The organism is Clostridium sediminicola (assembly GCF_050402865.1).
Lineage (GTDB): Bacteria > Bacillota > Clostridia > Clostridiales > Clostridiaceae > Clostridium_AF > Clostridium_AF sediminicola.
On record NZ_BAABMF010000028.1, the window covers coordinates 18,981 to 44,994 of the forward strand.

A 26,014-nucleotide genomic window follows, 5' to 3' on the forward strand; every position below is an offset into this window, starting at 1 on the left:
TAATTTTATGGAACTAATTATAAGTAAATCAAAGGGTCAACGTACTAGAGAAATGCTAATTGAAGGATCAAATGCTATATTTTTTCTAATTTTTACTATTATCTTAATAATTGGAATGAGTATAGTATCTAGTAGTTTTAAAATTGGTATTTTATTAATATATACAGGAGGTATATATTTTGTAGTTTTATTTAACAGAATTATAAAAGTAGTACTATTAAAAGAAGAAATTAGAGTTGTATTAAAATTAATTAATTATGGTTTAGAAATAATTACATATGATGGGGCAGTAATTATACCCTATAAATATTTAATAAAAGTCCAAGAGAAAAGAGACAGTACAAAAGTAGTTGTATCTAAAAAGTGCAGGTTGAAATCCTTATATTTGCCTAAAAAATATATTGTAGAAGGAAATATCACTGAATTTATACAAAATCTTCAGGAGAAAATATTGTCTTCTAAGACTAACAGAGTAATTTCAAATGATGTAAAAATAATTGAAGATAAAAATTATATTCTTTCAATTAAGAGTAGTGTAATTAAAGATTTATTGCGCCAAATGTCTATAGATTATAGAAATTTTAAAACAATTATATTGATATTTGTTAATTTATTTTTTGGACTAATATTAATAAATTCAGAGAATGGAAAAACAGGTGGTTATATTTTATTGTCTTTAGCAATACTAGTAATACTGAAACCAGTAATAAATTTACTTGAAAGTATATATAAAGGACAAGCTACGACACATTTGTTTTACAAAGATAATAAGTTAGAAATAATTAATAACAATACATATTGTTTAGATGTTGATATTCTAAGGATTAGCAAAGATAATAAAAATCAGACAATAATTAGAAGTCTTAAGAATTCTAAATTTATCTTTGGAATGTATGATAGTGAAGTAATTAATGGAAGTACAGAGAGATTATTCGAAATAATCGAATATGAGAAGATAATTTTAAATAAATCAGTGCTAGGTACTATTGCAATTATTTCATCAGGAATATCTGTAGTTGCTATTCTCTTAGTATTAATTATAGGACAGTATGCAGTTTTTATTTGCCTGGGATCATGGATAATATCAGTTATATGTTCATTAATGAATTTATTCAAAAAAGGTATATATAAGAAATTTGCATTGATAAGTTGTTTTATAAATTTAATAATAGGGATGTTTTTTATTTATATTTTAACTCAGATATAGTTTAGTTTTTAATTTGCAAATTATATAAAAGTATGTTATTATGAACAAAACGTAATAGGCGATGGAGTTCGCCATAACTGCTAAATGCTAATGACTCCTGTATATAATATATTTATGTGCAGGAGTTTTTTTGTTGCTTAAAAATATAGAAAGGAGAGAAAAGAGTAAAACTATCTAAAGTAATATCTATAGGAATAGGTGATATGTAAACAATAGATTTATACAATTAAAACAATTTAGTGAGGAGAAATATAAAATGGCATTAACATTGAGTGTAATTATTTTATTTGGGTTACTATTTAATAAAGTTTTTGAAAAATTGAAACTTCCAGGGCTTTTAGGTATGTTGATTTTAGGAATAATTATTGGGCCATATGGATTGAATTATATGAATAAGGATGTTTTAGATATATCTGCAGACTTAAGGAAAATAGCTTTAATAGTTATATTGCTTCGTGCTGGTTTAGGTATAAAAAGAGAAACTCTTAATAAGGTAGGAACAACAGCAATAAAAATGAGTTGTATTCCAGGATTATTTGAAGGATTTACAATTTTAATTGTTAGTAGTTATCTTTTAGGAATTAGTAAGGTTGAAGCTGGAATGCTTGGATTTATTATTGCAGCTGTATCTCCAGCAGTTATAGTGCCTCAAATGCTAAACTTTATTGATAGACGACTTGGACACAATAAAGGTATTCCAACTCTAATATTAGCTGGGGCATCTATAGATGATGTATTTGCAATTACTTTATTCTCAACATTTTTAGGATTATATGGTGGTGAAAATGTAAATATACCACTAAAAATATTTGAAATTCCAGTATCAATAATTTTGGGAATTGCACTTGGAGCTTTAGTGGGATTAGCTATGGTTTATCTATTTAAGAAATATAGAATAAGAGATACTAAGAAGACGTTGATATTGGTAGGTATAGCTATTGTTATGACAGCATTAGAGGGTAATGTTAAAGTACCAGGTACTGGATGGGAAGTACCATTTGCGAGCCTTTTAGGTGTTATGACAGTGGGATTTGTATTATTAGAGAAATATCCTGTAGTTGGAAATAGATTATCAGCTAAGTTCAATAAAGTATGGGTTTTTGCTGAATTATTATTATTTGTATTAGTGGGAGCTCAAGTAAATATTCATGTGGCATTAGATTCTGGACTTATTGGAATAGTAATAATATTTGTTGGCTTAATTGCTAGAAGTATTGGGGTTTTAATTTCTGTAGCTGGAACTGATTTTACCGTAAAAGAGAAGCTTTTTTGTGTAATAGCATATGTACCAAAGGCTACTGTTCAAGCTGCAATAGGTGCTGTTCCTTTGGCAGCAGGAGTGAAGTCAGGAGAAATAATATTAGCAATAGCAGTTCTTGCAATTATAATAACTGCACCTTTAGGAGCATTAGGAGTAAGAATATCTGGTGAAAGATTATTAACAATTGATGAAGAAGAGGGAAGAGTTCAATGTAGTGTACAATAATTCAATTCAATTATTCGTAGATTTAAATTATAGACTATTTGTATAAAAGTAGTCTATAATTTAAATCTTTTTTGTCTAATAATTTTATTTAGAAAAATTACTATTGACATTTTAAGATTACAAGTGTAATATAAGTTCAAGATTACTTATGTAATCTTGAACTGTGAAAATATTTTATTATGAGGTGATTCTATGAAAAAAACAGAACAAATGCCCAAAATTTCTGATGCTGAATATGAAATTATGAAAATTATATGGGAGTACAAAAGAATTATGGCACATGAGGTGATTGAAAAAATTGATCCCAGATTTAATTGGAATGATAAAACGGTTAAAACAATGCTTAATAGACTTCTCAAAAAGAATGTAATTGATTATGAAAAACAAGGTAAATATTATATTTATTATCCTATAACAAAAGAAGAAGATTATAGGATGGTAGAAACTCAATCTTTTATTAAAAAAATATTTAATGGGTCAATAAATACAATGCTCGTTAGTTTTTTGAAAGACACCAAATTATCAAGTAATGAAATAGATGAACTAAAAAAAATATTAGAAAATAAAGAGGAATAATAAATATGAATAATTTTATAGGGATTTTGAATAATCTAATAGATATTATTATAAAAGTTTCTTTAAGAACTAGTATATTAATAGTAATTATATTTACAATTAAATTTGTTCTTAAGAAGAAATTTAATATTAAATTTCAATATGTTATATGGTATCTATTATTTATTTCCCTAATAATTCCTCATATGCCAGAGAGTCGTATAAGTATATATAATATCCCTAAGTATTTTCAGCAAAATCAAATTATGTTACAAAATAGTTCATTAACAGAAAAAGATAAAACAAAAGATACATTTTTTTTGACAAATATTGAGAATTTAAGTTCTCCGAATAAGTCTAATTTAGTAAATAAAAAAGAAAATTTAAATTTGATTTTTTACATATGGGTAACTGGGACATTAGTAATTGGATTATATATTTTATATAAAAATTTATCTTTATATAAATTAGCAAAGAAAGGGGAAGAAATATTAGAAAAAACAAAATTAAATAGTCTAAGTAAATGTAAAGATAAAATGAAAATAAATAAAGAAGTAAAAATGCTAAAGACAGATGCTTTTAATGTACCAATATTATTTGGAGTAGTTCATCCAAAAATCATTTTACCAAGAGAGATTGTTTACAATTTTAATGATAAACAACTAGAATATATCATACTTCATGAGCTTTCTCATTTGAAACGTAAAGATTTATTCATGAATTGGGTTGTTTTAAGCTTTCAATTAATACATTGGTTTAATCCACTTATTTGGATTGCATTTTATGAAATGAGAAATGACATGGAATTGGCATGTGATGCATTAGTACTAAATAATTTGAATGAAGAAGAGTATATTCCTTATGGAAAGGTCATTCTTGATCTTTTAGAGTATTTATCAAAGCCTAAATTTATTCATTTAACTGCAAATTTATTAGAAAATAAAAGAGAAGTAAAAAGGAGGATTATCATGATTAAAAAATTTAACAAAAAGGGTTGTGAATTAACTATTTTAGGATTTGCAATAATAGTTTTAGTAGGGTGTAGTGCAATAGCTGCACCAACTTCAAATAACAATGGAAAAACTAACGCTATAGTAGGGAGCAAAGTTGAAGATATAGAGGAAATTGAAAATATAGATAAATCACTTCCGCCAAAAGAATTAATTGAAAACAATATAGAAGGAACGGATGTTACAGTAGCTTTAGAAATCATCGATGCAAATCAATTACAACAAGATGCTAAAGATAGTATTTATGTGACATATAAAATAAAAGCCAAAGTAATAAATTCATACAAAGGGAACTATAAAATAAATGATGAAATTGAATTTTATAAAACAATTGAATACAATGAAGATTATGAAAAAACAAACCCATTTATAAATAAAAAACTGATAGCTAGTTTTGCATACTCTGCAGATAATCAATTGCAAATTCCGGATGTAGCTTATGATTTCCCTTACTCTGATGAATTAAATACAATGTTTGAGAGTGCCACTAAAAAATAAAGTGAAATTTTTATACAAATAGAAGTAGCTAGATTCATGCTATACAAATCTAGCTACTTCTATTTATATAAAATTAATTTAGAATGCAATATCCGAAAACCGCTTGTAAAAGATCTTGGAAAACTATATCATTACAATTAAGAGTAATGATATAGTTTTCAATGAAAAAGTGAATCAAAAGGAGCCTACGATGTACAATGAAGTATTTAGTATTGCTAGAAAAACGAAAGATAAGAATTTCGATGGAAAGTTTTTCTTTGGAGTAAAAACAACAGGGATTTTTTGTAGACCATCTTGTCCATCGCCTATTGCGAAAGAGGAAAATGTACTATATTTTGATACAATGTATGATGCGCTTGAACAAGGGTTGAGACCTTGTTTAAGGTGTAGACCTGACATAAAAGTAGAATATTACAATGGAAATGTTGATGGTACATCCATTGTGGACTCAGCACTTAACATGATATACGAGGGATACCTTAATTATAATTCTATCAGTGATTTAGCGAAAGAATTTTTTATATCAGATAGACATTTAAGAAAACTATTTGTAGAAAATTTAGGGATACCGCCTATTAAAGTTGCAAAGTATCATAAATCACTCTTTTCAAAGAAATTATTGATTTTTTCAGATTTATCTGTAACGGATATTGCATCGGCGTCTGGTTTTGGTTCAGTAAGGCAGTTTAACGATGTGTTTAAAGAAATTTTCGGAGGAACACCTACTATGGTAAGAAAAGCAATGAAAAATAAAGAAGATATTCAAGGAAATACAACCCTTTTACTAAACTATACGAAGCCATTTAATTTTAAACAAATATTATCTTTTATGAAAGATAGAGCAATAAAAGGGATAGAAGTTGTAACAGAAAATAGTTATAGTAGAACATTTAGGACAAATAGTTCAAAGGGATACTTTATAGTTTCTGATAATACTAAAAAATCATATTTAGAGTTAAATATAAACTGTGATGATATAAAATGCTATATGGAAATTTACAATAAAGTTCGAAAGATGTTTGACCTGGATACAGATTTTTCAACTATAAATGAAAAGTTTGCAAAGGATGAAATACTGCCAAAAGGTATGAATGAGGGTCAAGTTCCACGGTTACCAATAGCTTTTGACACATTTGAATTTGCTATAAGGGCTATACTTGGTCAACAAATAACTATCAAAGCAGCTACAACATTAGCTGGTAGAATTGTAGAGAAAACAACGATAAAATGTGAGTCTAATTATCCTGATGGATTAGATTATTTTTTTCCAAAACCTTTAGAGCTTTTATCTATAGAACTTGATGGAATTGGTATAACAAAAACTCGACAAGGAACTATAAAAAATGTTTTAAGCGCTATTGTCAATAAAGCAGTAAGTTTTCGAGCTAATCAGACGTTTGATAAGTTCTATGAGGATTTTTTATCTATTAAAGGTATAGGAGATTGGACCGTTAATTATGTTGCCATGAGAGGCATGGGAATGGTAGATAGTTTTCCTTCAAAAGACTTGGGGGTTATCAAAGCATTAACAAAAAATGAAAAAAAACTAACACAAAAAGAAATTATACAATTAGCTGAAAAATGGCGTCCATACAGAGCTTATGCAACATTGTGTTTATGGAATTATGAAAGTAAAAAGGAGGTCACATAATGTATTACACAAGATTTAATACACGATTTTGTGAAATTATATTGGTAGGAGATGAGGAAGGATTAACTAATCTACATCTAAACACTGGTGAGGGCAAGAGAACTTTTGAAATATTAGATGAATGGATTCTAAATGACGACTTTTTTACTGAAATTATCAATGAAATAGAAGAATATTTTAATGGAAAAAGAAAAACATTTAATGTAAAACTTAACCCACAGGGTACAGATTATCAAAAAAAGGTATGGAATGAATTATGTAAAATTCCTTATGGTGAAGTTTATACCTATAAGCAAGTAGCAACTAGAATTGGTAATGAAAAAGCTTCAAGGGCTGTTGGAATGGCAAATAGTAAAAACCCTATTCCACTTATTATACCTTGTCATAGGGTTGTAGGATCAAATGGGAAATTAACAGGTTTTGCTCATGGACTTACAATAAAGAAAAAATTAATTAAACATGAAACACTGGTTTAACCATAGAATAGAGAAAACTATGAAGTTATCAAGAGTAAACTTCATAGTTTTTTTGTTTTTTTGGATGTAGAGTACTTATAGATCTATTGTAAAAACTTTAGAAGGAGGGGTTGGTTACTAAGTGCACATGTCAACAAAGTACACAATATTTAATAGTTAGAGAAATATTACTAAATAATATGGTGATATAGGTCAACTTAGGGCTATAAATTAATAAATTCTGTGCACAATATAAACAAATCTAATAAATATAAACTTATACTTGGCTAGAAAATTTAAAACTAATAATTTTTGAGAAAGTGTAGCTGAAATTAAAGAATTGTAGGTATAGTGAGGCATAAGTAACATAAAAGGAATATTAATTCGATAAAATATAAGAATTTACAACATTATTTTTATTGACAAAAAGTTGGCATGAAAGTTGCTTAAATAATTTGTGTCAGATGTTTGTTTTGTTATGGGATTATATACAAAGGAAAAATCCTTTTGATGAAATATGCATAAAAGGGGGACTAGTAATGCAATACAAAAATCTTTTGGTAGATGAAAAAGAAAGAGTTGGAATATTAACAATTAATAGACCTTCAGCTTTAAATGCGTTAAACTCAGAAACTTTAAAAGAATTAGACCAAGCAATAAATGAAATGGATAAAAATGAAAACATATATGTAATAATTATTACTGGAGCAGGAAAATCATTCGTAGCAGGAGCAGATATAGCTGAGATGAAAGATTTGTCACCTGGAAAAGCTAGAAAATTTGGGGAATTAGGATTAAAGGTTTTTAGAAAGATTGAGCTTATGGAAAAACCAGTAATTGCTGCTGTAAATGGCTTTGCTTTAGGTGGAGGTTGTGAGCTTGCAATGAGTTGTGACATTAGAATTGCTGGTGAAAAAGCAAAATTTGGACAACCTGAAGTTGGGCTAGGAATTACACCTGGATTTGCAGGGACTCAGAGAATGTCACGTTTAGTTGGAATAGGAAAGGCAAAAGAACTGATTTTTTCAGCTAAAATAATTAATGCGAATGAAGCAGAAAAAATTGGACTTGTCAACCAAGTTGTTTCACAAGAGGAAGTTTTAAATGAAGCAGTGAAATTAGCTGAAATGATTGCAGCTAAGGGTCAAATAGCTGTGAGATATAGTAAATCAGCAATCAATAGAGGTATTGAAACTGATATTGAGACAGGTATGGTAATTGAAAAAGATCTATTTGGTATGTGTTTTGCAAATGAGGATCAAAAGGAAGCTATGACTGCTTTTATTGAAAAAAGACCAGCAATGTTTAAAAATAGAATTTAGGGGGATAAATAATGAAAATTTTTGTTTTAGGTGCGGGGACTATGGGTTCTGGAATTGCGCAAGTAATGGCTCAAGCGGGATTCGAAGTAATATTAAGAGATATTAAGCAAGACTTTGTTGATAAAGGATTATCAATGATTAGTAAAAACTTAGACAGAAGTGTTAAAAAAGGAAGAATGTCTGAGGAAGAAAAGGTAGCAGTATTAGAAAGAGTAACAGGAACAACAGATGTACAAATGGCTGCTGATGTTGATGTAGTTATTGAAGCTGCTATTGAGAATATGGAAATTAAGAAAAAAATATTTGCTGAATTAGATGAGGTTTGTAAAAAAGAAGCTATACTTGCAACAAATACTTCATCACTTTCAATAACAGAGGTTGCTAGTGCAACAATGAGACCAGATAAAGTTATTGGAATGCATTTTTTCAATCCAGTGCCTGCTATGAAATTAGTAGAAGTTATCAAAGGAATTGCTACTTCAGAAGAAACTAAAGAAATAATATTTGATATGGTAGAAAAATTAGGAAAAACTGCAGTTCAAGTAGAAGAAGCACCAGGATTTGTAGTTAACAGAATACTTATCCCAATGATGAATGAAGCTATAGGTATATTAGCAGATGGTGTTGCAACAGCAGAAGATATTGATACTGCTATGAAATTAGGAGCTGGTCACGGTATGGGACCTTTAGCTACTGCTGATTTAGTTGGTAATGATGTAAATTTAGCAATTATGGAAACTTTATATAAAGAATTTGGTGATCCTAAATATAGACCACATCCATTATTAAGAAAAATGGTTAGAGGTGGACTTTTAGGTAGAAAAACAGGAAAAGGATTTTTTGATTACTCAAAGTAAATTTTTGGCATACATAATGCCTTAAATATAAAATTTGATACAAGACAAAGCTGGCGACCTTTTGATGGCGGTGGACTTTGGAGGTATCACACAATAGCAATATCCTTGAGTTATAAGTTGTTATAAATCGTGTATACTGATATAAGAAAGATTAGTAATCTATACTTATAGATTGATAATCTTTCTTTGAAGTACAAAAATATATAGATAATAATAACATTAAAGTAAAAAAATACAATAAAATATAAGATTTCTAAAGTAAGGAGTGTTAATTTTAAAAAAAACTAAAGCACTCCATATAATTCAAAGGGATTGTTTGATAAATAACAAACAATCTATTTGAGAATACCACTTAGTAATATATTTTTAAGGAGGAAAGGTTATGGAATTTTCAATTTTAAAAGAGTACGAAATGGTACAACAATTGTACAGAGAATTTGCTGAACAAGAAGTAAAGCCTTTAGCAGAGGAAGTAGACGAAGAAGAAAGATTCCCTGTGGAAACAGTAGAAAAAATGGTTAAGTGTGGATTTATGGGAATACCATTTCCAAAGAAATATGGTGGACAAGGTGGAGATAATTTAGCTTATTCTATGGCAGTTGAAGAATTATCAAAAGCTTGTGCGACAACTGGTGTTATAGTTTCTGCACACACTTCATTATGTGCAGCTCCAATTTATCAATCTGGTACAGAAGAACAAAAACAAAAATATTTAGTGCCACTTGCAAAAGGTGAAAAACTAGGAGCTTTTGGTCTTACTGAGCCTAATGCTGGTACAGATGCAGCAGGACAACAAACAACTGCTGTTTTAGAAGGCGATCATTACATATTAAATGGATCAAAAATATTCATAACAAATGCTGGTTATGCTGATATATATATTGTTATGGCGATGACAGATAAAAGTAAAGGTACAAGAGGTATCTCTGCATTTATAGTTGAGGCAGATTATGAAGGATTTACTATTGGTAAAAAAGAAGCTAAATTAGGTATCAAAGGTTCAGCAACTTGTGAATTAATATTTGAAAATGTAAAAGTTCCAAAAGAAAACTTACTTGGAAAAGAAGGTAAAGGATTCAAGATTGCAATGCAAACTCTTGATGGTGGACGTATAGGAATCGCATCTCAAGCTTTAGGAATTGCTCAAGGAGCTATTGATGAGACAGTTAAATATGTTAAAGAAAGAAAACAATTTGGAAGATCTCTTTCAAAATTCCAAAACACACAATTTCAACTTGCTGAAATGCAAGCAAAGACTGATGCAGCAAGATTATTAGTATACAGAGCAGCAAAAGCTAAAGATAATAAAGAAAATTATAGTGTATATGCAGCTATGGCAAAACTAGTAGCAGCAGAAACTGCTATGGAAGTTACAACAAAAGCAGTTCAACTACATGGTGGATATGGTTACACAAGAGAATATCCAGTTGAAAGAATGATGAGAGATGCTAAAATAACTGAAATATATGAAGGTACTTCAGAAGTTCAAAAGATGGTAATAGCAGGAAGTATGCTAAAATAAGGAGGTTTAAATAATGAATATAGTTGTTTGTATAAAACAAGTTCCAGATACTACAGAAGTTAAAATAGATCCAAAAACAGGAACTTTAATAAGAGAAGGAATTCCTAGTATTATAAATCCAGATGATAAAGCTGGATTAGAAACAGCTTTAAAATTAAAAGATGAATTAGATGCAAAAATTACAGTTCTAACAATGGGTCCACCACAAGCGGAAAAAGCTTTAAGAGAAGCATTAGCAATGGGTGCTGATGAAGCTATTTTACTAAGTGATAGAGCATTTGCAGGAGCTGATACATGGGCGACTTCTTTAACATTATCAGGTGCATTAAAGAAATTAGACTATGATTTAATCATTGCAGGAAGACAAGCTATAGATGGAGATACAGCTCAAGTTGGACCTCAAATAGCTGAACATTTAGATCTTCCATGTGTTAGTTATGTAGAAGAATTAATAATGTCAGAGGATGCTATAGTATTGAAAAGAATGTTTGAAGATAGCTACCAAATGATTAAATCAAAATTACCATGCCTTATAACTACTTTAAGTGAAAATAATAAAGCTAGATATATGACTGTTGAAGGCGTATTTGATGCATATAGGGAAAAAGAAATTATACGTTGGTCATTAAAAGATATAGATGTAGATCCAACTAAAATTGGTTTAAAAGGATCTCCAACAAAAGTTAAAAAATCATTTACTAAAGGGGCTAAAACAGCTGGTGAAGTATTTGATGTAGATGCTAAAGAAGCAGCTAAAATTGTTGTAGATAAACTAAAAGAAAAATACTATATATAAATAGAAGTTGGTAAAAGGAGGGGTTACCTTGAATATTACAGAACATAAAGGTGTTTTTGTATTCATTGAACAAAGAGAAGGTGAAATTCAAAAGGTTTCTTTTGAACTTTTAGGTAAAGGTAGAGAACTTGCAGATAAATTAGAAGAAACGTTAACTGCAGTAATAGTAGGATATAATATAAAAGATAAAGCAGATGAATTAATTAGTTATGGTGCAGATGAAGTGCTTTATGTTGATGATGAAGTTTTAGAATTGTATATGAATGAGCCTTATACAAAAGCGATGGCAGAAATAGTTCGTATAAAGAAACCAGAAATTGTTTTATTTGGTGCAACAACAATAGGAAGAGATTTAGCTCCTAGAGTATCTGCAAGAATTCATACAGGACTAACAGCAGATTGTACTACACTTGAGATAGATGATGAAACAAGAAATTTATTAATGACAAGACCTGCTTTTGGTGGAAATATTTTTGCGACAATAATTTGTCCAGATTTTAGACCTCAAATGTCTACAGTAAGACCTGGTGTTATGCAGGCTTTAAAGAAAGATGAAAACAGAAATGGAACTGTTGAAGAAATAAAAGTTCCATTCACTTCAAAGGATAAAAATGTTGAAATTCTTGAAGTTGTTAAAGAAGAGAAACAAAAAGTTAATATCGAAGATGCGAATGTTTTAGTATCAGGTGGTAGAGGGATAGGAAGTGCAGAAAATTTTGCTATGCTTAGAGAGCTTGCTGAAGAGTTAAATGGTGTAGTGTCTTCTTCAAGAGCTGTAGTAGATGCTGGTTGGCTTGATAGAAATCATCAAGTTGGTCAAACAGGAAAAACAGTTAGACCTGATGTATACTTTGCATGTGGTATTTCAGGAGCTATTCAACATTTAGCTGGAATGGAAGAATCAGAATTTATAATTGCAATTAATAAAGATTCTGGTGCTCCAATATTTGAAGTAGCTGATGTAGGGATTGTTGGAGATGTAAATAAAGTGATTCCAGAATTAATCAAAGAAGTTAAAAATACTAATAAAGATAAATAAATTTACTAACTCAATATAACCCATATAAGAAATGAGGATGTCTCAGAAGAAAAACTGAGATCACCTCATTTTTTTTTTTTTTTTTTTGATTCATAATTTTCATCCTTTAATGGGTAGAAGAAGCATAGATTAGCGAAGAAGAGTGGATTTCTAGCTATATATGTATTTGCTATTTTAACAAAAAAATGATATATAAGAAGTATTGCTTTATGTTTAGGTTGATAACAATTTAACAAGAAAGTTTACAAATGCGTAAACCTATATTAAAATAAAAGTATACATCAAGAAATATGCACTTCTTATAAACGTAAACAAAGTTAAATTTAGTGAATATATAAGAATCTTTAATTTTGAGAGGTGAATAATGGAAAATCTTAGAGGTTGTATTAATAATTTTATAGATGTAATTGATGAAGCTGTAATAGTTTTTGACTGTGAATGTAACATTGCTAAAATTAATAAAACAGCCCAGTATTTATTACGCTTAGATGCGGATATAAATATGAGAAATGATGTAAATGAGATAATACGAAAGTGTAATATTTATGAAATCATTGAAACGGGCAAAAATGAAGTAAATAAAGATATTGAGATAAATCAAAAGAAACTAAGAGTTAATATAATGCCGTTCATTAATGATAAAAATGTAATTGAGGTATTAGTAATACTAAAAGAAGTAAAGGAAAATAACGTAACAGAAAACAATGATGAGAAAGACAAAACAGATGTAGATATTTTGCATACTATGATGGATACTATTAATGAATGGATTGTGGTTATTGATGAGAATGGATTAATAACTAAGATGAGTATGGCATACAAAGAGTTTTTAAATAAGTATGATGTTGAAGGAAAACATGTTGCAGATATCATAGATAATACAAGATTGCATAAAGTGTTGGAAACTGGCGAAAAAGAAGTTGGTGAAATACAAGAAATTAAAGGAAATAAAATGGTAGCAATGCGAATTCCAGTAATAAAAAATGGTAAAGTTGTTGCTGTGGTTGGTAAAGCAATGTTTAAAGATTTAAGTAATTTTTATTCTATTAGTAAAAAACTTAATAAAATGGAAAGAGAAATTGAATATTATAGAAATGAACTTAGTATGGAAAGAAAATCTAAATATTCTTTAGATGATATCATTGGGAGTTCATATAAAATAATGCAAGTTAAAAAAATGGCTGGTAAAGTTGCTAGAACTGATTCTAATGTACTTATTTTCGGAGAAAGTGGAACTGGAAAGGAACTTTTCGCCCATGCTATTCATAGTGCTAGTAAAAGAGTAACGGCTCCATTTGTTAAGGTAAATTGTGCTGCAATTCCACCGCAGTTACTTGAATCAGAACTATTTGGTTATGAAGAAGGTGCATTTACAGGCGCTAAAAAGGGTGGGAAAAAAGGAAAGTTTGAACTTGCTAATAAAGGGACTATATTGCTTGATGAGATTGGCGATATGCCTATGGATATGCAAGTTAAACTGTTAAGAGTTATTCAAGAAAGAGAAATTGAAAGAGTAGGAGGAAATATTCTTAAAAACATTGATGTTAGAATAATCGCTTCTACGAATAAAAACTTAGAAGAAAGTATTAAGAATGGAGAATTTAGGGAAGATCTTTATTATAGATTAAACGTTATGAAGTTAACTATACCTCCACTAAGAGAAAGAAGAGAGGATATAGGTGATTTAGCAAAATTCTTGTTAAAAAAATTAGCTAGCAAACTAGGAATATATGTAGAGGGAATTTCAAAAGAAGCAGAAGAAAAGTTGAAGAATTATAATTGGCCGGGAAATATTCGAGAGTTAGAGAATGTAATTGAAAGAGCTTTAAATTTACAGGAAACTGAATTGGTAGTAACAAAGCATCAACTACCAGAGAGAATAGTAAATAATAGAAAAAAATACTATGAAAAAGTAAACAAAAACTTAAAAGTTATTATTGAAACCATTGAAAAAGAAATTATTCAAGAAAGCTTGAAAGCTAATAAAGGGAATAAAAATAAAACTGCAATTGATTTAGGAATTAGCAGAGGCGGATTATATAAAAAAATCATAAGATATGATTTAGATATGTAAACAAAGTAGACATATTAATAATTTAAATAATAAACATTATTAAATAATAACGTTTGCAGTGAAAGCTAATTATTTTATGAGTGCTTGCTATTAAAAGTTAGAAATAGTCAAGAAAAAAGCTGATTTATCAACAACAGATATCATAATACTACCATTGAGTGTCTATGTAATTAGTAAAGTGCTGTAGTTTTATATTAATTTAACTTCAACCACAATGAAAATTGCCATAAAAGCGATTTTCACTGTGGTTTATTTTAGTTAAATTTACTTTGTGGTTTGAAGGATAAGGAAGTTGGCATGATACTTGCTTATGTATAATGTGTAAAATAATACACTAATTTTGTAGGGGGATTTAAAATGAGAGAAGTAGTAATCGCTAGTGCAGTTAGAACAGCAATGGGTACATTCGGTGGAAGTTTAAAAAATGTTCCAGCAGTAGATTTAGGGGCTTTAGTAATTAAAGAAGCAGTAAAAAAAGCAAATATTAAACCAGAAACAATAGACGAAGTAATTATGGGAAACGTGCTACAAGCTGGTTTAGGTCAAAATACAAGTAGACAAGCTGCAGTGAAAGCGGGATTACCTGTTGAAGTTCCAGCACTTACAATTAATAAAGTATGTGGTTCAGGGTTAAGAGCAGTTAGTTTAGCATTCCAAATGATAATGTCAGGAACTACTGATATAGTTGTTGCTGGTGGTATGGAGAATATGTCTCGTGCACCTTTTGTGTTAGATAAAGCAAGATGGGGACAAAGAATGGGAAATGGTGCTTTAGTTGATGAGATGATAACAGACGGATTATGGGATGCTTTTAACGACTATCATATGGGAATAACAGCAGAAAATATTGCAGAACAATGGAATTTAACAAGAGAAATGCAAGATGAATTTGCTGCAAATTCTCAAAACAAAGCTGAAGCAGCTATTAAAGAAGGAAGATTTAAAGATGAGATTGTTCCAGTAGAAATTCCACAAAGAAAAGGAGATGCAATAGTATTCGATACTGATGAATTTCCTAAATTTGGTGCTACTCCAGAAAAATTAGCAAAGTTAAGACCAGCTTTCAAAAAAGGTGGAACAGTAACAGCTGGTAATGCTTCAGGAATAAACGATGGAGCAGCTGCTTTTGTAGTAATGAGCGCTGAAAAAGCTGAAGAATTAGGTGTTGAACCTTTAGTTAAGATTGCTTCATTTGGTTCAAAAGGTTTAGATCCATCAATAATGGGATATGGACCAGTTGCATCAACTAAAGTTGCATTAGAAAGAGCTGGCATGACTGTTGAAGATTTAGATTTAATTGAAGCTAACGAAGCTTTTGCAGCTCAAAGTTTAGCTGTTGCTAAAGATTTAAACTTTGATATGGATAAAGTAAATGTTAATGGTGGAGCTATTGCATTAGGACATCCAATTGGAGCTTCTGGTGGTAGAATATTAGTTACATTAATTCATGAAATGATTAAAAGAGACTCAAAAACTGGACTTGCTACTTTATGTATAGGTGGGGGACAAGGAACAGCTTTAGTAGTAAAAAGATAATTAGAATAACATATTTAAAGCATGCCAAATATATGGTGTGCTTTTTTTTATTAAGAAAAGTGTCTTATGATTCTTTAAGAAGGGTACTTATTAACAATAGTTTTATGGTGATAATCTGAATATCTGTGCACAAAATGCATATGTCAACAAAGTGCACACTTTAAAAAATTATATTCTGTATACTTCAACAAAAATCAACAAATATCATCAAATGTTGAATAAAATATACATGTAAAACCGTAGTTTTAATATATGAGAAATATTTAAACAGGAATATCTGAAGATTATTACAGGAAACAGCTATAGAATATGGATTTTAAGAAAATCAAAAGAAATCTTTGGCATAAAACTTGCTTATTATTTAATAGAGGGGAGTGAATTATGTTAGATAACTTTGTTTTTAGCATTAGTATTGTAATGCCTATTTGTTTTGTTATGTGTGTAGGTTATATTTTAAAGAGGAAAAACATAATTGATAATAACTTTACAAAAACGGCAAATACTATTGTCTATAACGTAGCTTTGCCTATCAAGTTATTTAATGATGTTTCAAAAACTTCATTAGATGCATGTTTGGATGTTAAGTTCATAGCTTTTACGACTTTGGGAACTTTGCTGAGCATATTGATAATTTGGATAATAGGTCTTGTATTTATCAAGAAAAAATCTCAGTTAGGTGCATTTATTCATTGTTGTTTTAGAGGGAATTTTGTATATATCGGGCTAACTTTTATAGAAAATATAACAGGTTCAATAGGATTAAAAGCATCTTTGATCATTGCATTTGTTATTCCTTTATATAACATAATGGCTATTATTATTTTAACTTATACTGATCAAAGCAGAACATCTAAAATTAGAGCTAAAGATATTATTAATAGTATATTTAGGAATCCGTTGATTATTGGTATAGTATTGGGTATAGTTTATTCTTTAGTGGGATTAGAACTTCCCATTATGGCGGAGAGGACATTAAATTATTTCGATAGATTAGTAACTCCGTTAGCATTAATTACTGTCGGGTCTTCTTTTGATTTTATGAGTTCAGTTGAAAATTTAAAGCCGTCAATTTTAGCAAGTATAATAAAACTATTCATTTTGCCATTAATAATGGTTACATTAGCTATAAGGATGGGTTTCCCAAATGAAGATATTGTACTAATTTATATATTATTTGGGGTTCCAAGTACATTAGGTACATATATGATTACAGCAGCTATGAATGGAGATAAAGAACTTGCAGCTAATATAATTATGTTAACAACAATTCTATCTACTATTTTAATGACATTATTTGTGTTTGGATTCAAGACTATAGGTATTATATAAATAAAAATATTTAAATTAATAAATGGAAGTTTTAAATGAATGTAAAAATTTAATAAAATATATGAGGTGTGTTGAAAATGATTAAAACTTTTGATGAAATTATTTTAAAAGCGAAAGCGCAACAAATAAAAAAAGTTGCTGTAGCAGCTGCAGAAGATGCTCATGTGTTGGAAGCAGTTAGAGATGCTAAAAAAGAAGGTTTTGCTAATGCAGTTTTAGTAGGAGATAAAGAGAAAATAGAAGAAATTTCAAATGAATTAAATATTGATTTATCACAATTTGAGATTGTTGATGAAAAGAAACCTGCTAAAGCAGCATTGAAAGCTGTTGAATTAGTATCAAGTGGTAAAGCAGATATGGTTATGAAAGGTTTAGTTGCAACTAGTGATTTTTTAAGAGCTGTACTGAATAAACAAGTTGGATTAAGAACAGGTAGTCTTATGTCACACATAGCGGTGTTTGATACACCGAAAATTGATAGATTACTATTTTTGACTGATTGTGCATTTAATATGTACCCAGATTTAAATGAAAAAGTTAAAATAGTAAATAATGCAGTTTTGGTGGCAAAAGCTATAGGAATTGAAACACCAAAAGTAGCTCCAATTTGTGCAGTTGAAGTTGTAAATCCTAAGATGGAGGCAACAATAGATGCTGCCATGCTATCTAAAATGAATGATAGAGGTCAAATAAAAGGATGTATTATTGATGGACCACTTGCTATAGACAATGCTCTTTCAGTAGAAGCAGCAAAAACTAAGAAAATAGAAGGAGAAGTTGCAGGAAAAGCAGATATTCTATTGATGCCATCAATTGATGCAGGAAATATAATGTATAAGACATTAGGTTTTACAACAGATTCAATAAGTGGAGCAATATTAGTTGGAACATCAGCTCCTGTAATATTAACTTCAAGAGCAGATAGTCATCAAACTAAAATGAATTCAATTGCCTTAGCGGCATTAGTAGCGAACAATAAATAAATAACTAGATAAATTAAAAGGGGTGCAAATTATGGGTTTTAAAATGCTAATTATTAATCCGGGTTCTACTTCAACTAAAATTGGAGTATATGAAGATGATAAACAGATTTTTGAAGAAACATTAAGACATTCATCAGAGGAAATAGGAAAATATAAGAAGATATATGATCAGTTCGAATTTAGAAAAACAGTTATTTTGGACGTTTTAGAAGCAAATGGATTTGAAGTTAAGTCTTTAGATGCAGTGGTTGCTAGAGGTGGACTTTTGAAGCCAATAAGCGGTGGTACTTATGCAGTTAATGAAGCTATGCTAGAGGACTTAAAAGTTGGTGTACAAGGACAGCATGCTTCAAATTTAGGTGGAATAATTGCTAATGAAATTGCAAAATCATTAGAAATACCAGCTTTTATAGTAGATCCAGTTGTTGTAGATGAAATGACTGAAGTTGCTAAAGTATCAGGTATGGAAGGTGTTGCTAGAAAAAGTATATTCCATGCATTAAATCAAAAAGCGGTGGCTAAAAGATATGCAAAAGAGAACAATAAAAAATATGAAGATTTAAATTTAATAGTAGTACATATGGGTGGAGGAGTTTCAGTAGGTGCTCATACAAATGGAAAAATAGTAGATGTTAATAACGCGTTAGATGGAGATGGTCCTTTATCACCAGAAAGAAGTGGTTGTGTACCAATCGGTGATCTTGTAAAAATGTGTTATAGTGGAGAATATACTATAGATGAGATAAAGAAAATGATAGTAGGTAAGGGTGGAATGGTATCTTACCTTGGAACAAATGATGCAAGACTAGTTGAAGAAAAAGCAGATTCTGGAGATGAAAAAGCTCAACTTATAAGAAAGGCTTTCATTTATCAAGTAACTAAAGAAATTGGTAGCTGCGCAGCTGTACTAAAAGGAAAAGTAGATTCAATAATTCTTACAGGTGGTATAGCATATAGTAAGAATATAACTAGAGAAATTGTGGAAAGTGTAGGGTTTATATCTAAGGTTAAAATTTACCCTGGAGAAGATGAGTTATTAGCTCTTGCAGAAGGTGGACTTAGAGTTTTAAAAGGCGAAGAAAAAGCAAAAAAATATTAGTATTTAAAAGAAAAATGTGTGTTCATAATAATAAAGAGGTTCTTACTGAAAAGTAAGAACTTCTTTATTATTTAGTTTATTATTTTATACTATCAAAATTTTGATGTAATATTCTTGTTTTTGCAAACATTATTTACAATAAGATTTATGCATGATAAAATTAAATATAGTTTAATTGTGATTTTATTAACAATTAAATGTAATGATTCTATATAATGTAATGTATTATTTTTTATTTCAATAGGATTTTTTTATTATGTGGAATAAAGTATTTTGAGTAATGTGGGGGGAGAAAATGATAAGGGTTAAAAAGTTTAAAAAAGTACTTTTGTTAATTGTGATTTTTTTGCTTACATTAAACCTCGTAGCTTGCAATACTAGAAATGAAAATAGTAAAGCTGAAGGTGAGAGCTACGAATTGAAATTCTACTGGGTAACAGCGGATACTGAAAATGATCCATATGCTATTGCTGCACATGCATTTAAAGATTCTATTGAATCTAAAACCAATGGGCAGGTTAAAATAAACCTTTACCCCAATGCACAATTAGGTGGAGAAAGAGATGCAATAGAAGGAATGGCATTGGGAACAATTGATATGGGAGTAATTACAAATGCACCAGTAAGCGGATTTGCTCCTGAATTTCAAGCTTTAGATCTTCCGTTTATATTTGATAGTTCTGAACAGGCACATGAAATTTTAGATAGTGAGTTTGGGAAAATCCTTTTAAGCAAACTAGAAACAAAAGGAATAAAAGGGCTAGGATATGCCGAGGGTGGATTTCGGATGATGATCAACAATACAAGACCAATAAATACACCATCAGATGTCGAAGGAGTTAAATTTAGAGTTATGGAAAACCCAATATATATTGGTATGTTTAAAGCATTAGGTTCTAATCCTACACCAATGTCATGGGAAAAAACATTTACAGCAGTTCAGCAAAACACTATAGATGGATTAGAAAGTCCAATTTCTGTTATTAGTCAAAATAAATATCACGAGGTAACAAAATACTTATCATTAACTAATCATACTTATTCTCCTTTAATATTTATGGCATCAATGAAAACATGGGGTAAATTACCAGAAAATTTACAGAATCAAATTCAACAATCAGTTGATGAGGCAGTTGAATTTGAAAGAAATAAGAACAGTGAAAATATTTCTATATTATTACAAGAATTAGAATATAAAGGTATGGTTATAAATGAAGTTGAAGATTCTTCGTTGTTTAAAGAAAAAGTAGAGCCTTTATATAGTGAATTTGAAGATCAAATTGGCAAAAGTATTCTTGAAGAGCTTTTGGAAAAAACAAAATAAAAAAGAACTGATAATGTATAAAATTAAAGAGGAATTTACTAGAAAGTAAGTACCTCTTTAACATGGAACATTTTAAATAATTTTATATAAACAATTCTGGTTCTCTACGAGAAGCGAAATTAATTTCTAATTCGTGTTTATGTCTTAAGTAATCTTCGTCATCGTAAAATTTGGCATTAACAGGGCATTTTTTTATACAAGCACCGCATTTAATACAAATTCCAATGAATTCAGATACATTTTTAGGATCGATGGAACCCATAGGACATACATCTACACAAAGTTTACAATCTATACAATTACTGTTTGTTTTAGGTTTAACTTTTCTTATATCAACAGGAGTGCCATTTTCATTTTTAGGCTTATAATATTTTCTATAAGGCTTGTTTCCTTTAAAAGCAATATCTTCAATTTTATCTAAATTTGTTATTTTTCTAGATATTTTATCTGCAAAATCAGTAGCTATATCAATATCTTTTTCGTCAGGTCTGTTTTTAGCAAGAGTTTTTGAGAATGAGTGCTCTCCAATAAATGCGCCTCCAGCAATAATTTTGAAGCCTTTTGATTCAAGAATATCTTTTAATTCTATTAAAGCATCGTCATAATTTCTGTTTCCATAAAGGACTACAGGAATAGCTAATGCACCATTACCGGTAATAGAATCTAAATATTTTAATAAAACATTAGGAACTCTTCCAGCATATACTGGAACTCCAATGATTACAACATCTTCTTCTAGAAAAGATACTGTTTCTGTTCTAAGTTGTGGTAATGTAAAGTCAATATTGTTTATATTTACTTTATTATTAATGTTTTCTGAAATCTTCCTTGCTATAGTAGAGACTATTTTTTTTGTTGTACCTGTGGCACTAAAATACATTGAATAAATCGTTTTGTTCATAATACTTTCCTCCATGATATATTTATTATTTTTTTAAATTTGAACATCTTTGAAACGGAAATAATTAACCTTCCTTAGGATACTAATATACCAACTATCCATATTAAATAAAATTTTATAATAATGGAATACATTCCACTATGCAAAATATAAAAGGTTTGACATCTATAATTATTGTCATTAGCCATATAATAACAATAACTGATGCGAAAAGCAAGAGCATTATTTTAAATATAAAAGAAACAAAAAAGAGCTGATCATATATTAGTAATAATAAATTCGTCAGCTCCTTACATAAATTTTTATACCGTAATGAATTAATGGATATTAAAGCAAAAGAAATATCTGAAAGAAGATATTAATCTTGATTTTCCCAAATAAAAAGGTTTTGCTGGTCAAGAAACTGCTCTAACTTTTCAAGAGTATTTGTTGACTGTGGTTTTGTTTTTTGCCATATATCAGAAATGATGGCTTCTGCCACAAACATTGATGGTAGAATACCACATTCGCTGTTAACGGAGTTAGTGTCAATGAATACATCTGCATATCGAGCGATGGGATTTAAACTGGTATTTGTAATCAAGATAATAGGGATACCATTTTTGTGACATGCATCAGCAATATTTATTGTTAATTTTGTGCAAGGCCAAACGGAGAATACAACTAGCACCTCGTCTTTTGTTACGGAAAAAGCTTTGTCAAAAATATACTGAGAATCGTAACTTAATTGACGAACATAGGGATAGAAACGATTTATTGTATGCTCAAGATAAGTTGCTGGAATTTGAGACGAACGTAAGCCAAGTATATTAATTTGTTTTGCATCAATCATCATTTGAACTGCTTTATTGAGATTTTCTGTGTTTTTTTTTGTTATAAAACTATCTGTGTAATCTTTGAGACGTGTAGCAAGCTCGTTGAGATAATTATCATTTGAATCAATGCTAGAACGTTTTTTTATTCCGCTATAAGAAGATGTATTCTTCAATAGAGAAAGGTTGAGTAAATCACGCTTAAATTGGGCGTAATTATCATAATTCAAAGTTTTTATTAGCCTCATCACTGTAGTGGTACCGACACCAGAATTTTCAGCTAACTGGGCAACAGTCATAATTCCGGCTTGTATATAATTAAGTACTATATAATTGCATAATTGTTTTTGCTTTTTTGGAAGATCATCTTTGATCTTTAATATTTCATCAATAATACTACTTTTCATTCGTGGTTCCTCCAGTTTGAAATTTTTGATAATAATAGTTGTAATCATAATAACGCAGTTTTATAACTGAGTCAACTTAACTAAAAAACTGGATTATTATCAGTGGCTGTATAAGTAATAATTATATACCTTTGGAAGTGGTTCTTATTGTTTTTGTTTCATTTTTTCTCTGGTTTTTTCCCAGGATAATACTAGGTATATGCCAGTTATTATAAATAGAGTTCCAATAAAAAGATTCAAAGTAGCTTTTTCATTTAGAAGAATGATTGCCAAAATACTACCTAATATAGGTTTTGCAAATAAAATTAAGGAGCCATTGCTTGTACCTATGATTTCTAAACCTTTGAAATATGCAATATAAGCAATGCCTGTTACAAAGAAAGCTATATAAAAAACTGGGAAAATTAAAGAAGGTTCCAATCTAATAACTGGAATTTTGAATAATACAAGAAATGGAATAAGTATTACACTTCCTATAGTAAATGAGTATGCATTCATTTTTAAACTTCCTATTTTGGATGAAATTTTTTTTCCAAGGATAGTATACATAGCAAAAAAAATTGCAGAGACTAATGCTAAACAAGGACTCTTCATGTTTATATGTGTTATATCAAAGTTTTGGAAAAATATTATTCCTACTCCAAAAATTGATAATATCAGTCCGATTACTTTATATAATTTAATCCTTTCCTTTTCAATAATAGCGGAAAAAATAGTAACAAAGATAGGGTTACTACTTATAAGTATAGAAATCACTGATGCTTTTGCGTTTTCATCACTGAGACTTAGCTGAAGTAAATTCATAGAAATACCAACATTCAGTATTCCGGCTAAAGTAACCCATAAAAAATCTTTTTTATTTATGTACATACTTTCTTTAGATAAAAGTAATACAACTATTAAAAGAATTCCGCCAAATAAAAATCTTATGAAATTAAATTGAAATGGATTGATCCTTCCTGCAATTAACCTACATACTATTTCAAATGTACTAAAAAAAACAATTGTATTCAATAAATAAAAATATCCCAAACTCTTTTTTTTCATAAAATCCTCCTATAGCTTTCATTAATAAAAAACAACCCGAGGTAGTTTAAAATAAATCATAAATCAATTTTAAACTACCATTAATCAAGGGGTATTATAGCATTATTATAAAAAAATGTAAATAAAATTTAAGACAAAAAAAGAATAAATATTCCATTTTCATCATAAAAAGAATTAAAAATTCTTATTTTATAAGTTGTATTTAACTTACAAAATAAGAAAGAACGAATTGATATCCACCTTAAAGTAAATAGTTGATTTTTGCTGTTAAAGTTGTAAAAATGAAAATAAGCTATCTATAATAAGTTACAATTTTTACTGCCTATTAATATATAAAAAATAGAATAAATAAAAGTAAGAAAAGACAATATATTTAATGCAATATAAAAGGCTGACATGCTAATGTCTAAAACAAATCCACCTATTAAACTAGAAAGAATACCTGTTATTCCAAATATAAATGAGGCAGCTACAGTTTGAGCTGAAGCCTGCATATCTTTTGGAGTAATTTTACTAATATAAATTTTAATTGTTGAAAAACTAAGTGTAAAAGCACTGGCATGAAAAATAACTGTTCCAAGAACACCTATAGGTGAAGTAGCTAATGAAAGTGTAATAACTCTTAATATTAATAAAATTGAACAAATTAGAAATATAACATTAGCTTTAAATTTTAAAATAAATCTTGATGAGCATAAGAATAAAGGTATTTCCAGTATAGTTGATATTGCTATTGTCAAGCCTAAATGAGTGGTATTTCCACCTACATTTCTTATTATCATTGGGTAATATGAGTTTATCATTGTTGTAGTAGTAAAAATAAAAACAGAAAATACTAATAATTGTACATAAGCTGGAATTGAAAATAATTTTTTCAAATCTATTTTTTCTACATTATTTTTTAAAAATGTACCATCATTAAGTTTTGAGGACATAAAAATGTTTAATAAGGCAAATAGAAAGAAGGAAATAAACATGAAATTGTATCCCCAATATGTAATTATAGGACCCAAACATAATGCTATAAGTGAATAACCTAAGGATCCACCGCATCTAACAAAGCAGTAATCAGACTTGTCTATATCTTTATAACTAAAAAACCAGCTATCTAAAAGTGGTTCAAGTGATAGCCAAATAAACCCTATAAAACCGATTATAAGTATAGAAGCAGGGGGGATTTTTACAAAAACAATAAAAAGCCCTACAAACATAATGAAGAGGATGTTAAATAAAATATAAATATTCTTAATTGTTCTTTTTTTATCTGCTATGTATCCACTTGAATACTGGCCAATAATACCAAAAATACTGAATACAGTCAAAGCGATACCAATTGTAGAATTGGTGTAACCATTGTCAGTTAAGTAGTAAATATAATATTGTCCAAAAGATCCCCATGTAATCCATAATAAAATTTGAATAATAAAAAATTTATAGCTAGTCAATTTGTTTTTCATATTCATCACTATCCTTTTAAATTTATTATCAAATATTATATCATGGTATTTATATAATAGAAACAACGAAAGGAAGAAATCTTCCTAAAATATAAAAAAAGGTTGAAATATTCCTTTTTGCATGTTATACTTAAGCTACAAAATAAGTAAGGGGGAAGTTAAAATGAAACAAAGAGAAATCGTATTTTACAGTGAAGGTAGTCGTATGTTAGGTGATATATATCTACCTGATGATTATAAAGAGGGAGAAAAAAGACCTACAGTAATCGCTAACTCTGGATGGACAGGCCTTAATGTGGTATATCCTGCTATGTTTGCAAGAGACCTAACAAAAAGAGGGTATGTAGTTATGGGATTTGACTACAGAGGATTCAAACCAAGTGAAGGATTAGTAAAGTATACAACACTTGAAAGAGAAGTAGAGGATATATGTGCAGCTATTAATTTTTTAAAAGCTCAACCTGAAGTAGATGCAGAAAAAATAGGACTAATCGGATGGGGAGTAGGAGGAGCTGTGTGCGTTGAAGCTGCAAGAAGAGAAAAATGTGTAAAAGTTCTTGCAACACTGAACTCATTTGTAAACGGAGTTCGTTGGATGAGAATGGGAATGGGAAATGACAAATACAATAGAATGTTAGAAATGTTAG

At 29.2% G+C, this 26,014-nt stretch carries 22 protein-coding genes and 1 riboswitch; of the genes, 18 read left to right on the forward strand and 4 right to left on the reverse strand.

All coding sequences use genetic code 11. From position 1 onward, the window contains the following. Positions 1-7: 7 nt before the first annotated feature. From ACQ3F0_RS24540 to ACQ3F0_RS24620, 17 genes are all read left to right on the forward strand, one after another. Entirely contained in the window at positions 8-1,207 is a 1,200-nt protein-coding gene (locus ACQ3F0_RS24540) for a hypothetical protein (RefSeq protein WP_428868432.1), read from the forward strand. 48 nt (positions 1,208-1,255) lie between these two features. Then, positions 1,256-1,314, forward strand: a riboswitch (Fluoride riboswitch). A 149-nt stretch (positions 1,315-1,463) separates the two neighbouring features. Then, entirely contained in the window at positions 1,464-2,693 is a 1,230-nt protein-coding gene (locus ACQ3F0_RS24545; protein ID WP_428868433.1) for a cation:proton antiporter, read from the forward strand. 192 nt (positions 2,694-2,885) lie between these two features. Beyond that, the gene (locus ACQ3F0_RS24550) at positions 2,886-3,269 is read left to right on the forward strand and encodes a BlaI/MecI/CopY family transcriptional regulator (RefSeq protein WP_428868434.1); all 384 of its coding nucleotides are present in this window, start codon (positions 2,886-2,888) and stop codon (positions 3,267-3,269) included. 5 nt (positions 3,270-3,274) lie between these two features. Beyond that, a complete protein-coding gene (locus ACQ3F0_RS24555) occupies positions 3,275-4,756 on the forward strand; it encodes a M56 family metallopeptidase (protein ID WP_428868435.1) in 1,482 nt (493 codons plus the stop codon). A 190-nt stretch (positions 4,757-4,946) separates the two neighbouring features. Further along, positions 4,947-6,407: a DNA-3-methyladenine glycosylase 2 family protein gene (locus ACQ3F0_RS24560; protein ID WP_428868436.1), complete on the forward strand. Its 1,461-nt coding sequence runs from the start codon at positions 4,947-4,949 to the stop codon at positions 6,405-6,407. Then, positions 6,407-6,883 carry a methylated-DNA--[protein]-cysteine S-methyltransferase gene (locus tag ACQ3F0_RS24565; RefSeq protein WP_428868437.1) on the forward strand — a complete coding sequence of 159 codons (477 nt, stop codon included), beginning with the start codon at positions 6,407-6,409 and terminating at the stop codon, positions 6,881-6,883. Before ACQ3F0_RS24560 ends, ACQ3F0_RS24565 begins: the two co-directional genes overlap by 1 nt. Positions 6,884-7,401: 518 nt before the next feature. Next, positions 7,402-8,184 carry a short-chain-enoyl-CoA hydratase gene (locus ACQ3F0_RS24570; RefSeq protein WP_428868438.1) on the forward strand — a complete coding sequence of 261 codons (783 nt, stop codon included), beginning with the start codon at positions 7,402-7,404 and terminating at the stop codon, positions 8,182-8,184. Positions 8,185-8,192: 8 nt separating this feature from the next. Next, on the forward strand, positions 8,193-9,041 hold the full coding sequence (locus ACQ3F0_RS24575) for a 3-hydroxybutyryl-CoA dehydrogenase (RefSeq protein WP_428868453.1): 849 nt from the start codon (positions 8,193-8,195) through the stop codon (positions 9,039-9,041). Between the two features lie 382 nt (positions 9,042-9,423). Further along, on the forward strand, positions 9,424-10,563 hold the full coding sequence (locus ACQ3F0_RS24580; RefSeq protein WP_428868439.1) for an acyl-CoA dehydrogenase: 1,140 nt from the start codon (positions 9,424-9,426) through the stop codon (positions 10,561-10,563). Positions 10,564-10,576: 13 nt separating this feature from the next. Next, positions 10,577-11,359, forward strand: coding sequence for an electron transfer flavoprotein subunit beta (locus tag ACQ3F0_RS24585; RefSeq protein WP_428868440.1), 783 nt, complete (start codon positions 10,577-10,579; stop codon positions 11,357-11,359). A 28-nt stretch (positions 11,360-11,387) separates the two neighbouring features. Further along, positions 11,388-12,398 carry an electron transfer flavoprotein subunit alpha/FixB family protein gene (locus ACQ3F0_RS24590; protein WP_428868441.1) on the forward strand — a complete coding sequence of 337 codons (1,011 nt, stop codon included), beginning with the start codon at positions 11,388-11,390 and terminating at the stop codon, positions 12,396-12,398. Between the two features lie 364 nt (positions 12,399-12,762). Further along, entirely contained in the window at positions 12,763-14,472 is a 1,710-nt protein-coding gene (locus ACQ3F0_RS24595) for a sigma 54-interacting transcriptional regulator (RefSeq protein WP_428868442.1), read from the forward strand. Positions 14,473-14,829: 357 nt separating this feature from the next. Further along, positions 14,830-16,008, forward strand: coding sequence for an acetyl-CoA C-acetyltransferase (locus tag ACQ3F0_RS24600; protein WP_428868443.1), 1,179 nt, complete (start codon positions 14,830-14,832; stop codon positions 16,006-16,008). A gap of 381 nt (positions 16,009-16,389) precedes the next feature. Continuing rightward, positions 16,390-17,337 (forward strand): AEC family transporter, encoded by a 948-nt coding sequence (locus ACQ3F0_RS24605; RefSeq protein ID WP_428868444.1) that lies wholly within the window; start codon positions 16,390-16,392, stop codon positions 17,335-17,337. Positions 17,338-17,414: 77 nt separating this feature from the next. Beyond that, positions 17,415-18,320, forward strand: a complete 906-nt coding sequence (gene ptb, locus ACQ3F0_RS24610) for a phosphate butyryltransferase (RefSeq protein WP_428868445.1) — start codon at positions 17,415-17,417, stop codon at positions 18,318-18,320. A gap of 31 nt (positions 18,321-18,351) precedes the next feature. After that, the gene (buk, locus tag ACQ3F0_RS24615) at positions 18,352-19,419 is read left to right on the forward strand and encodes a butyrate kinase (RefSeq protein WP_428868446.1); all 1,068 of its coding nucleotides are present in this window, start codon (positions 18,352-18,354) and stop codon (positions 19,417-19,419) included. 295 nt (positions 19,420-19,714) lie between these two features. Next, positions 19,715-20,743, forward strand: coding sequence for a DctP family TRAP transporter solute-binding subunit (locus ACQ3F0_RS24620; RefSeq protein WP_428868447.1), 1,029 nt, complete (start codon positions 19,715-19,717; stop codon positions 20,741-20,743). An 82-nt stretch (positions 20,744-20,825) separates the two neighbouring features. Here ACQ3F0_RS24620 and ACQ3F0_RS24625 read toward each other — a convergent pair whose 3' ends face one another. The 4 genes from ACQ3F0_RS24625 to ACQ3F0_RS24640 all read right to left on the reverse strand — a co-directional run bounded on the left by ACQ3F0_RS24625 (position 20,826) and on the right by ACQ3F0_RS24640 (position 25,367). Continuing rightward, positions 20,826-21,644, reverse strand: a complete 819-nt coding sequence (locus ACQ3F0_RS24625) for an EFR1 family ferrodoxin (RefSeq protein ID WP_428868448.1) — start codon at positions 21,642-21,644, stop codon at positions 20,826-20,828. A 358-nt stretch (positions 21,645-22,002) separates the two neighbouring features. Continuing rightward, positions 22,003-22,863 (reverse strand): MurR/RpiR family transcriptional regulator, encoded by an 861-nt coding sequence (locus tag ACQ3F0_RS24630; protein WP_428868449.1) that lies wholly within the window; start codon positions 22,861-22,863, stop codon positions 22,003-22,005. 144 nt (positions 22,864-23,007) lie between these two features. Continuing rightward, positions 23,008-23,910 (reverse strand): DMT family transporter, encoded by a 903-nt coding sequence (locus tag ACQ3F0_RS24635; RefSeq protein WP_428868450.1) that lies wholly within the window; start codon positions 23,908-23,910, stop codon positions 23,008-23,010. 296 nt (positions 23,911-24,206) lie between these two features. Next, entirely contained in the window at positions 24,207-25,367 is a 1,161-nt protein-coding gene (locus ACQ3F0_RS24640; RefSeq protein WP_428868451.1) for an MFS transporter, read from the reverse strand. A 163-nt stretch (positions 25,368-25,530) separates the two neighbouring features. Here ACQ3F0_RS24640 and ACQ3F0_RS24645 point away from each other — a divergent pair. After that, positions 25,531-26,014: alpha/beta hydrolase (locus ACQ3F0_RS24645; protein ID WP_428868452.1), on the forward strand; the 484-nt coding region annotated here is incomplete at its 3' end.